We start from the raw sequence: 11,097 nt of genomic DNA, 5'->3' as shown, positions 1-11,097 counted from the left end.
GCCCGCATCAGGCCGATCTCGCGGGTCCGCTCGACCACCGACAGGGCCAGGGTGTTCACCACACCCAGGATCGCGACGATGATCGCCAGCGCCAGCAGGCCGTAGATCATGTTCAGCAGCTGGCCGATCTGGTCCTTCAGCGCCTGCTTGTAGTCGGTCTGGTCGCGCACCTTGTACTGCGGGTAGTCGTGCAGCGCGGACTTCAGCGACTTGTAGGCGGCGTCCTGCTGCCCGTCCTTGGCGGTGGCGAAGACCAGCTGGTCCAGCGGCATCTTGTCGGCGGGCACGTACTGGGCGAGCGTGGAGATCGAGGTGTACATCGCGCCCTGGTCGATGACGACGTCGCTGCTGGTGATCGCGCGGACCGTCAGATGGGCCGTGGAGCCGTCCTTGAAGGCGACGGCGATCTTCGAGCCGAGGTGGATGCCGTGGGCCTTGGCGAACTTCTCGTGCACGGACATCGAGTTCGGCAGATAGGCGTCCTTGAGATTCCCGGCGACGGTCTTGGTGCGCAGGTCCGTCGCGTACGTCGGGTCGGCCGCGGTGATCGCCGTGTCGTCGAGGGTCTTGCCGTCCGGGGTGGTGAAGTCGGCCTTGGTCCACCTGTACTCGGTGACCCGGGCCAGCCCCGGCGTGTCCTTGATGGCCTTGACCGCCTGCGGGGTGACCAGCTGACCGCTGTCGGACTGGACGATGAAGTCGGTGCCGACGGTCTTGTCGAGCTGGTCGGTGGCGGAGGCGACCATGGAGGACCCGACCACCGAGAGGCAGGCGACCAGCGCGAGACCGATCATCAGGGCGGCACCCGTGGCGCCCGTACGGCGCGGGTTGCGCAGCGCGTTGCGCTCGGCCATCCGGCCCACCGGCCCGAAGGCCCTCAGCAGTACGGCGCCCAGGACCCGCACCACGCCACCCGCGAGCAGCGGGCCGATGACGACGAACCCGATCAGCGACAGCACCACGCCCAGGCCCAGCCAGAGCGAGCCGTCCTTCGCCCTGTCGACGCCCGCGGCCAGGTAGAGGCTGTAACCGCCGGCGCCGGTCAGCACCAGGCCCACCAGGGCCCGGATCCGCCCGGCCTTCGCGTCGGCCGGGGCTCCGGCGTCGCGCAGCGCGGCCATCGGGGAGACCTTGCCGGCCCGGCGGGCGGGCAGATAGGCGGCGAGGACGGTGACGACGACGCCGAGCAGCAGACCGACCACCGGGGTCGTCCAGGCGACCGTCAGATCGCTGGTCGACAGGTGCATGCCCATCTGGCCCATGAGCTTCATCAGCCCGACCGCGAGGCCGACGCCCGCGCCGACACCCAGCACCGAGCCGAACACGCCGAGCAGCAGCGCCTCGGCCAGCACGGAGCGGTTGACCTGCTTGCGGCTGGAGCCGACGGCCCGCATCAGGCCGATCTCGCGGGTGCGCTGGGCGACCAGCATCGAGAAGGTGTTGATGATCAGGAAGATGCCGACGAGGAAGGCGATCCCGGCGAAGCCGAGCATCGCGTACTTCATGACGTTCATGAAGCCCTCGACGTCCTTCTGGTTGGCGTCGGCGGTCTCCTTGGCGGTCTGCACCTTGTAGCCGGTGCCGAGCGCCGAGAGGACGTTCTTCTTCAGCTGCGGGTCGCTCACCCCGGACGCGGCCGTGACGTTGATGTTGGTGTAGACGCCGGTGCTGCCGACGAGCGTCCGCTGCGCCGTCCTCGTGTCGAGGTAGAAGATCGCCGCACCGGGGTTGGTGACCTGGAAGGCGGCGATGCCGGAGATCCTCGCGCGGTGCGTGCCGACCGCGCTGATCACACCGATCTCGTCACCGAGCTTCAGGTGGTGCTTGTCGGCGGTGTCGGCGTCGACCATCACCTGGTCCGGGCCCTTGGGCGCCGTACCGGAGGTGATCTTCATGGTGCGGGCGTCGTTGCCGTTCCAGCTGCCGACGATGGTCGGGGCGCCACTGGAGGGCGACAGGTTGTCCTTCTTGCCGTCGACGACGGTGACGGAGGTCGAGAAGACGGTCCCCTCCGCCGACCGCACGCCCTGCGCCCCGCGCACCTTGCCGAGCAGGGAGGCCGGCACGACCGGCGGCCTGCCGTTGTCGGAGGTCGTCTCACCGGTGTCCGAAGCGCCCTTGGCGCTCACCGTCACATCGGACGACGTCGCCTGGAACAGCTTGTCGAAGGTGGTGTTCATGGTGTCGGTGAAGACCAGCGTCCCGCAGACGAAGGCCACCGACAGCAGCACGGCGATCGCCGAGAGGGCCATCCGACCCTTGTGCGCGAAGAAGTTGCGCATCGACGTCTTCAGGACGGTCATGACGTACGCCCCCGGGCGTCGAAGTCCTTCATGCGGTCGAGCACCGCGTCCGCGGTCGGCTGGTACATCTCGTCGACGATCCGGCCGTCGGCGAGGTACAGCACCCGGTCCGCGTAGGAGGCGGCCACCGGGTCGTGGGTGACCATCACGATCGTCTGGCCGAGTTCGTCGACCGAGCGGCGCAGGAAGCCCAGCACCTCGGCGCCCGCACGGGAGTCCAGGTTCCCGGTCGGCTCGTCACCGAAGATGATCTCGGGGCGGGCGGCGAGCGCACGAGCCACGGCGACCCGCTGCTGCTGACCGCCGGAGAGCTGGGTCGGCCGGTGCTTGAGCCGCCCGGCGAGCCCGACGGTCTCCACCACCCTGTCCAGCCACGCCCGGTCGGGCTTCCGCCCGGCGATGTCCATGGGCAGCGTGATGTTCTCGATCGCGTTCAGCGTCGGCAGCAGGTTGAACGCCTGGAAGATGAAGCCGATCCGGTCCCGGCGCAGCTGCGTGAGCTTCTTGTCCTTCAGCCCGGTGATCTCGGTCTCGGCCAGGTGGATCTGACCGCTCGTCACGGTGTCGAGCCCGGCCAGGCAGTGCATCAGTGTGGACTTGCCGGACCCCGAGGGGCCCATGATCGCGGTGAACTGGCCGCGGGCGATGTCCACGTCGACGTGGTCGAGGGCGACGACACGGGTCTCCCCGGTCCCGTAGGCCTTCACGACCTGCCGCGCCCGCGCGGCAACGGCCGTAGTCCCTCCAGTACCCCCGTGCCTGGGAATGGTCACAGCCGTTGTCACGGTAAGTCTCCTATGTCGGTCAGCGGTTGGTCGTGCTCGTCGCTCATCGGTCGAGCGAGGTGCTTCGGTATGCAGACGAGTCTGGTCGGCCGAGGGCCGCGGCGCGCTGGTGCCGGGCCCCGTCTTCTGCGGGGGAAAACCCCACCCCCGTCGGTGCGGTGCGCCGCCCCTCAGCGGCGTAAAGCCAGGTTAAGGACGGCCCCGGTGCTCTCTCGTCCTCCGCCGGTACGAACCCTCCCCGACCCCGGGTACGGAGCTACCCCTAGGGGCTGTCCACCGACGGGTGGACCTCGTCTCAGGGTCGCGTCCACCCTCCGGCCCAGCGAGCCTCCACCCTCCCGCTACCTGAAGGCCGAGTGCGAAGCTGTGCGACGGAAGATGGATGCACGGGGAAAGGATCCGGGGTGGGCAGCACCGAACCAGCGATACGCCAGGCCACCGGGCGCACCGCGCCCGACCGTCGCGGCGCGGTCGTCGCCGCGCTGATGCTCGCCATGGCGCTGGCGGCACTGGACTCGACGATCGTGTCGACCGCCGTGCCGCAGATCGTCGGCGACCTCGGCGGCTTCGCCGTCTTCTCCTGGCTGTTCTCCGGCTATCTGCTGGCCGTGACGGTGACGCTGCCCGTCTACGGCAAGCTCTCCGACACCTTCGGCCGCAAACCGGTGCTCGTCGCGGGCGCGGCCCTGTTCCTGCTCGGCTCGCTGCTGTGCGCCGGCGCCTGGAGCATGGGCGCGCTCATCGCCTTCCGGGTCGTCCAGGGCCTGGGCGGCGGGGCGTTGCAGGGCACCGTCCAGACGCTCGCCGCCGACCTCTACCCCCTGGAGCAGCGCCCCAGGATCCAGGCCAGGCTGTCCACCGTGTGGGCGGTCTCCGCGATCGCCGGACCGGCGCTCGGCGGCCTGCTTGCGGCGTACGCCGACTGGCGCTGGATCTTCCTCGTGAACCTGCCGATCGGCGCCCTCGCGCTGTGGCTGATCGCCCGTCACCTGCACGAGCCGCGGCGGGAGCGCGCCGCCCGCCCTCGCATCGACTGGGCCGGCGCGCTGGCGGTGTTCGCCTGCGCGGGTGCCCTGCTGACCGCGGTGGTCCAGGGCGGCGTGGCGTGGCCGTGGCTGTCGGCGCCGTCCCTCGCCCTGTTCGGCGCGGGCCTGGCACTGGCCGCACTGGTGGTGGTGATCGAGCAGCGGGCGGCCGAGCCGATCATCCCCGGGTGGGTGTGGCGCCGCCGTACGATCGCCGCGGTGAACCTGGCGCTGGGCGCCCTGGGCCTGCTGATGGTCGCCCCGACGGTCTTCCTGCCGACCTACGCCCAGTCGGTCCTCGGCCTAGCACCGGTGGCCGCCGGTTTCGTGCTGTCGGTGTGGACGCTGAGCTGGCCCGTCTCGGCCGCGCTCAGCCAGCACGTCTACCGCCGCATCGGCTTCAGGAACACCGCGATGCTCGGCATCGGCGTGGCGGCCCTGATCCTGTTCGCGTTCCCCTTCCTGCCGTACCCGGGCGCGGCCTGGCAGCCGACGGTCCTGATGCTCGGGCTGGGCGCGGCCCTGGGTCTGTTCCAGCTTCCGCTCATCGTCGGCGTCCAGTCGACGGTCGGCTGGTCGGAGCGCGGCACGGCCACCGCCTCGGTCCTCTTCTGCCGCCAGACCGGCCAGACCCTCGGCGCCTGCGTCTTCGGCGCGGTCGCCAACGGCGTGCTGTCGGCGCGCCTGGGCGGCGCGAGCGACCTGGACGCGGTGACACGCGCGCTGGACGCGGGGACGGCGGCCGAACCGACCCGCCGGGCCGTCGCGGACGCGGTGCACGCGGTCTACCTGGGCGCGGGATGCGCGGCCGCGCTGGCCTTCGCGGTCCTGCTCACGCTGGCGCCCCGGCGCTTCCCGGTGCTGCGCGAGTGAGGGCCGCCGGCCGGCGCGGGGGCGGGACCGCTGCCCGTACTTCCTCCGCCCGGCCGAAGCCGACGGCTCCTCACCGGTACGGGCACAAAGGCCCCTCACCCCGAACTTCATTCACCCGCCCGGCGGCTCCTTCACCCGCCCAGTGGCTCCCTCACCCACCCGGCGCCCGACTCACCTGCCCAGCGCCTCCTTGCGGATCAGTTCGACGAAGGTCGGGGTGCCCTGCGTCGTGCGTACGTCGACGAACTCGTGCACGTACCGCCGCTCGTCCGCCTGCCGCAGCAGCTCGTGGGCCAGGTCGGCGCGCGCGGTGTAGCGGCCCGGCAGGCGTGAGGTGCCGATCCGGTAGTCGCTGACGTCCGGGGCGTCGAACAGCCCGCCGGGACGGATGACCGTCCAGTCGAGGTCGCTGCGGCGGACGATCTCCTCCATGCGCCGCATGTCGTCGTAGACCGTGCGTCCCATGAACCGCGCCACGGCCGGTTCCAGCACCCTGCGGAAGAGGAAGCCCTCATCCGGGGCGGGCGTGCCGAACATGATCGTGGAGGTGACCGCGACCAGGCGCCGTACGCCGTGCGCGGCCATGGCCCGGATCATGTGCGTGGCCCCGGAGGAGTACACGCTGACCGGCTCGCGGCCGAAGGGCACGCCGAGCGCCGAGATGACCACGTCGTGCCCGGCCACCACGTGCCCGACCGCGCCGGCGTCGAGCACGTCCGCCTCGGCCACCCGCACGTGTGCCCCCCGCACCGGGAAGGACTCGGGACGGCGGGTGACGGCCGTGACCCGGCATCCGGCCGCGCCCGCCTGCTCGACGACCAGCCGTCCGGTGGGCCCGTTCGCCCCGAAGACGACGATGTTCCTCATGGTGGCTCTCCTCTGTCCGGTCCGGGGTTTCCGTGGACCAGAGGGTGCGGGGGCTCCCGGATGTGACATCGCGGCGGGAAGGTCGCGTCCGCGCAGTAAGCGCATACCGACCACTCAGTTTGGTGAAAACGCCGCGCGTCGCCCGGGCGCCGAGTAGCGTGCGTGACCCGCACATCGGCCCCGCACGCCACCTCCCACCCCGCACCTCTCTTCCAGAGCCGCCCGCAGAGGAGCACGGGATGTCGTACCCCGCTCACGATCCCTCGCCGTCGTACGCCACCTACCCCTGGCAGCCGCCGCCACCCGAACACCAGCCCGAGCAGCGGCGGTTGCCGCGGCGGGAGTCGCTCGGCCACCACAGCGACCTGCGGATTCTGCGCGGCGCCTACCGCTGGCAGCGGCGCGTGGCCGCCCTCACCGCGCTCGGGTACTTCACGCTCTTCCTCCTGCTGTCCGCCTTCGCGCCGTCCTTCATGACGCGCGAGGGCGTGGGCGGGCTGCCCGTCGGGCTGCTCCTCGCCCTGGCGCAGCTGCCGGTCACCCTGCTGGCGATCTCGCTGTACGAGTACACGGCGCGCCGGTACGTCGACCCGATCGCGGACCGCATACGCAGACAGGCGGAACTGGACAGCAAGCGGGAGGCGGCCCGATGACGCTCTTCGGCGGACCTCCCCAGGCGGTGTCCCTGGTGGCGTTCACCAGCGTCGCCACCATCACCCTGCTGCTGTGCGTGATGACCGGCCCGGACCGGGACGACCTGGACGAGTTCTACACGGGCTACAGCTCCCTGTCCCCCATGCGCAACGGCCTGGCCATCGCGGGCGACTACATCTCGGCGGCCAGCGTGCTGGGCACGGGCGGGGTGATCGCCCTGTGCGGCTACGACGGGATCGTGCTGGCGCTGAGCACGGCGCTGTCGCTGATGCTGATGATGTTCCTGCTGGCCGAACCCCTGCGGAACGCGGGCCGGTTCACCATGGGGGACGCGCTGGCGCGGCGGACGCCGGGGCGGGCCGCACGGATGACGGCGTGCGCGGTGACCATCGCCGCGCTGGTGCCGCTGATGCTGGTGCAGCTGGCCGGCACGGGCCAGCTGCTGGCCTTCATCCTCGGGTTCTCCTCCGACTCGCTCAAGACGGGGTGCGTGATCGGCCTGGGCGTGCTGATGATCAGCTACGCGGCCATCGGCGGGATGAAGGGGACGGCCCTCATCCAGATCCTGAAGATCGTGATGCTGCTGGGGTCCGGGGCCGTGGTCGCCCTGCTCATCCTGCGGCGGTTCGACTGGGACCCCGGCGCGCTCTTCGACGCGGCCGCGCAACAGAGCGGGGTCGGATCGGCCTTCCTGCACTCGGGCATCGAGTTCGCGGGTGGCGCCAACCCCCGCCTTGACATGATCACCTCCGAGCTGACGGTGGTCCTGGGCGGCGCGTGCCTGCCGCACATCACCATGCGCACCTACACCGCCTCCAGCGCACGGCAGGTGCGGCGGTCGATGTCCTGGGCGGTGTCGAGCGTGGCGCTGTTCGTGCTCGTCGTCACCGTGGTCGGCTTCGGCGCCACGGCACTCCTCGGGCGCGCGGTGATCGCACGCGCCGACCCGCAGGGCAACACCGCCTATCTGCTGGGATCGCGGGCCGCGTTCGGCGCGGACGTCTCCACCGGCGAGACCTTCCTGTTCACCGCGGTCACCACGGCCATCTTCCTGACCCTGCTCGCCTCGGTCGCCGGAATGATCCTGGCCTGCGCCAACTCCCTCGCCCACGACGTCTTCGCCGCGCGCGTGCAGGAGATGCCGGCGCGCCGTGAGATGACGCTGGCCCGCCTCTCGGCGCTGGCGGTGGGCATCCCGACGATCCTGCTGGCCACGATGGTCCAGCACCGCAGCCTCCAGCCGCTGGTGACGCTGAGCTTCTGCCTGGGCGCCTCGGCCATCGCGCCCGCCCTGGTGTACAGCCTCTTCTGGCGCCGTTACACCCGAACGGGCCTGCTGAGCACCCTGATCGGCGGAACCCTCGCGGTGCTGCTGCTGATGCCGGGCACCGATCTCGTCTCCGGCTCGCCGGTCGCCGCCTTCCCCGAGGCCGACTTCAACTACTTCCCCTTCACCACGACCGGCCTGGTCACCATCCCGCTCGGCTTCCTCTTCGGCTGGCTGGGCACGCTGGTGTCCGGCCGGGCGAAGGCGGAGGAGCAGCGGCGGCAGTACGAGGCGGTGGAGGGCTGGATCCTGGCCGGGGCGGTGCGCAGGGGGCGCTGACCCGGAGACGGCCCCGCCGGGTCTACTCCGACCAGCCCTGCCCGGTCAGTGCCGTGATGCTGTCCTGCACGCTGTCCATCTGGGCCCGTACGTCGTCCCACAGTTCGCCGTGCTCGCGCAGCACCCGTTCGGTCTCGCAGGCGATCCGGTCCGCCCGCAGCCGTGCCTCGGCCAGCACCTCGGCTGCCCGCGCCCGGGCCTCCTCCGGCGCCCGCCGGTCCACCTCCCGCGCGTCTGCGAGGGCCTGTTCGGCCGCGGCCAGCGCCGCCTCGGCCGCCTCGATGCGCCGGGAGTGCGCGGCCTCCAGCGCGGCCTGACGCTCGGTCTCCTCCCGTTCCGCCTCCGCGAGTCGGGCGGCGTGCTCGCGGGACTGCTCGGTGAGCATCCCGGACGTGCGCTGCCGCATCTCCCGCAGGGCCGCCATGGCCTCGCCCCGGCTCCCCTTCACCTCGCGGCGGACGCAGACCCGCAGCTCCTCGGCCTCCGCCTGGGCGGCGACCAGGAACTGCCGGGCCCGCTCCTCGGCCTCGGCGCGTACGGTGTCGGCGTGCGCCCGCGCCGCCTCCAGCACACCGTCGGCATGCGCCCGCGCCGACTCCTCCAACTGCTGCGCCTCCTGCCGCGCCCGCTCCCGCAGTGCCTGGGCCTCCCGCTGACTCAGCTCGTACAGCCGCCGGGCGCCCTCCCCCAGCGACTCGTAGGTCTGTTCGCCGAGCCGGTCGACGGTCTCCCGCAGGGCGGCGAGCTCCGCCTCCATGTTCTTGGCGAGCACGGTCAGCCGCGCGGCACGCTCCCAGGCGGCGTCACGCTCGTCGGAGAGACCGTCCGCGCAGGCGTTCACCTGGTCGGGACGGTAGCCACGCCCCTTCACGACCACGAAGCCGTGGAACGCGGCCGATGACCTCGAGGCGCTGCCCATCCTGAACCCCTCTCCGCCGAAACCCTGCCGAGCGGATGCGACACGATGATTTCGCGCACATCTTGAGGTATTGGGCGGAAATGTTCATAACGCGACACTCCGAGCGAACGTTTCGATCAGCCTCCAAACACAAAAAGGCCGGACGTGGTCATACGAGTCGTACGACCACGTCCGGCCCCACATGCCGTCGGACGCCCGCCTCCTCAAAGGCGGCTCAGGCGCTCACGCGCCGGGCGCCGAAAGGCTCACAGCAGGCCGTCCCACATCTGCTCCAGCAGCACCGACCACCAGCTCTCCGACGAACCGAGCGCCGCCGGGTCGAGAGCGGCGAGCTGGGCCTGGAAGTCGACGGTCCAGCGGCCCGCCTGCTCCTGGTTCAGGCCGTGTCGCAGCCGCCACATCCGCCCGAGCAGCGCCAGGCAGCGCGCGAACTCCGGCAGGCCGGTGTTCACGAACTGCGGCGGCACGGACGTACCGCCCGGACCCGCCTCCACCGGCACCGCGACGATGTTCGCCGTGCCGTACTGCACACAGATCGCCTTGCCGAAGTCGCTGCCCATGACCAGGTACGAGCCCGCGTCCGGAGCCGGCTGCACCCCACGCTCGGCCGCCAGCTCTGCCAGCGTCGGCACCGGCCGCCCCGGCTGGGCCTGCGCCCAGAAGAACGGGCCCATGTCCATCGGCAGGCCCGCCACCACCAGCGTGTGCGCCACGATCGGCGGCACGCCCTGACGGGAGACCGCCGCCTGCTCGAACCGGAACACCCCCGGCCCGAACGCCGCGCCCAGCTCCTGGGCGATGCCCTCCGGCGGAACAGGCGGCGCCGCCTGCACCGGCGGGATCGGCGCGCGGACCGGGGCCGGACGGGCGGGCCCGTCGGCCACCTGATGCAACTCACCCTGGTGGGCGAGGAGCTGCCGCATGCCCTGCTGGCGGCTCGCGTGGTCGGTGCCGTACGGCGCGATCGAGGTGATCCGCGCCTGCGGCCACTGCTCACGGATCATCCGCGCGCAGTAGGCGCCCGGCAGCTGACACGACTCCAGCTCGGTGTGCAGCTCCAGCACCTGGTCCGGCGGCACGTTCATGGCGCGCAGCTCGTGGAAGATCTGCCACTCCGGGTGCGGCACACCCGGCGCCGAACGCCGGATCACCTGCTGCTCGGACCCGTCCTGGGCGCGGTAGCGCAGCACGGCCTGGTAGCCGGGACCGACCGTCGGCTGCCCCTGTGGGGGGTAGCCGTAGGCCGGAGGCTGCTGACCCGGCACGGGCTGCTGACCGGGCGGCGGCACGGCGCCAGGGGGCATGGGCTGCGGCAGCTGCGGGGCCCCCGGAGGCACTCCGGGAACGCCCGGGACGGGCGGCGGCGGAGGCGTGCCGTGGGCACCCGGGGCCGGCGGCGGAGGCATGCCGGGCCCTGCCAGCATGGTCGCCGCGTGGTGCACTGCACCCTGCCCGGCCCCCGGTGCGCCGGGAACCCCCGGTGCGCCCGGAGCACCGAGCCCGCCGGGCGCACCCGGCGGCTGCGGCGGACCGGGCGGCTGCGGGGCGCCGCCACCGGTCTGGCCGGGGTCGGCGAGCATCGTGGCGGCGTGGTGTACGCCGCCCGGCGGCGTACCGCCCGGAGTCCCTGGGGCGCCCGGCGGCGGAGGCGTGGGCGGACCGGCCGGAGCCCCGGGCCCGGCGGGACCGTCGGGCCCGAGCGACGAGACGAGCTGGGTCGGCACGTACCCACCCCCGGCACCCGGGGCACCAGGCGCGGGCGGCGCGGGGGCCTCGCCCGGCCGCGCGCCGGGCGCCCCGGGAGCACCCGGCGGCGGAGGCGTGGGCGAGCCGCCCCGCCCACGGCGCGGCGGAGGCGCCGCCTTGCTCGTCGCGGCGTCGGCGATGTCACCGGCGTTCGGTGCGAGAGGCCGGCCCGGACCGGCCGGGGGCGGAGTGGCCGGGACACCGGGAGCACCGGGGCCCTGCGGGTAGCCGTAGGAGGGAGCACCGGGCGGCGGAGGCGGAGTGCCGGGCACCGCCGGACCCCCCGGAACACCCGCAACCGCAGCACCGGCCACCCCCG

Annotated in this window: 8 protein-coding genes; 3 read left to right on the top strand and 5 right to left on the bottom strand. The window is 72.5% G+C overall.

From position 1 onward, the window contains the following. On the bottom strand, positions 1-2,303 hold a 2,303-nt coding region (locus BZY54_RS21150; RefSeq protein ID WP_086726757.1), incomplete at its 3' end, for an ABC transporter permease. Further along, the gene (locus BZY54_RS21145; protein WP_086726756.1) at positions 2,300-3,088 is read right to left on the bottom strand and encodes an ABC transporter ATP-binding protein; all 789 of its coding nucleotides are present in this window, start codon (positions 3,086-3,088) and stop codon (positions 2,300-2,302) included. The genes BZY54_RS21150 and BZY54_RS21145, both read right to left, overlap by 4 nt. Positions 3,089-3,492: 404 nt before the next feature. Between BZY54_RS21145 and BZY54_RS21140 the strand changes: the two genes are divergently transcribed. Further along, positions 3,493-4,986, top strand: coding sequence for an MFS transporter (locus tag BZY54_RS21140; RefSeq protein WP_244217266.1), 1,494 nt, complete (start codon positions 3,493-3,495; stop codon positions 4,984-4,986). A 171-nt stretch (positions 4,987-5,157) separates the two neighbouring features. Here BZY54_RS21140 and BZY54_RS21135 read toward each other — a convergent pair whose 3' ends face one another. Beyond that, entirely contained in the window at positions 5,158-5,853 is a 696-nt protein-coding gene (locus BZY54_RS21135; RefSeq protein WP_086726755.1) for an NAD(P)-dependent oxidoreductase, read from the bottom strand. 239 nt (positions 5,854-6,092) lie between these two features. On the opposite strand from BZY54_RS21135, the gene BZY54_RS21130 reads away from it, so the two are divergent. Both BZY54_RS21130 and BZY54_RS21125 read left to right on the top strand, forming a co-directional pair. Further along, positions 6,093-6,506 carry a DUF485 domain-containing protein gene (locus BZY54_RS21130; protein WP_086726754.1) on the top strand — a complete coding sequence of 138 codons (414 nt, stop codon included), beginning with the start codon at positions 6,093-6,095 and terminating at the stop codon, positions 6,504-6,506. Next, a complete protein-coding gene (locus BZY54_RS21125) occupies positions 6,503-8,113 on the top strand; it encodes a sodium/solute symporter (protein WP_086726753.1) in 1,611 nt (536 codons plus the stop codon). The genes BZY54_RS21130 and BZY54_RS21125 overlap by 4 nt, the downstream gene beginning before the upstream one ends. Positions 8,114-8,135: 22 nt before the next feature. Here BZY54_RS21125 and BZY54_RS50305 read toward each other — a convergent pair whose 3' ends face one another. Both BZY54_RS50305 and BZY54_RS21115 read right to left on the bottom strand, forming a co-directional pair. Beyond that, entirely contained in the window at positions 8,136-9,032 is an 897-nt protein-coding gene (locus BZY54_RS50305) for a cellulose-binding protein (protein ID WP_086726752.1), read from the bottom strand. A gap of 245 nt (positions 9,033-9,277) precedes the next feature. Further along, positions 9,278-11,097 (bottom strand): SUKH-4 family immunity protein (locus BZY54_RS21115; protein ID WP_208640714.1); only part of this gene is annotated, 1,820 nt, incomplete at its 5' end.

It is taken from the genome of Streptomyces carpinensis, from assembly GCF_002154505.1.
GTDB lineage: Bacteria > Actinomycetota > Actinomycetes > Streptomycetales > Streptomycetaceae > Streptomyces > Streptomyces carpinensis.
This window is presented reverse-complemented; position numbering and strand designations above follow the sequence as displayed.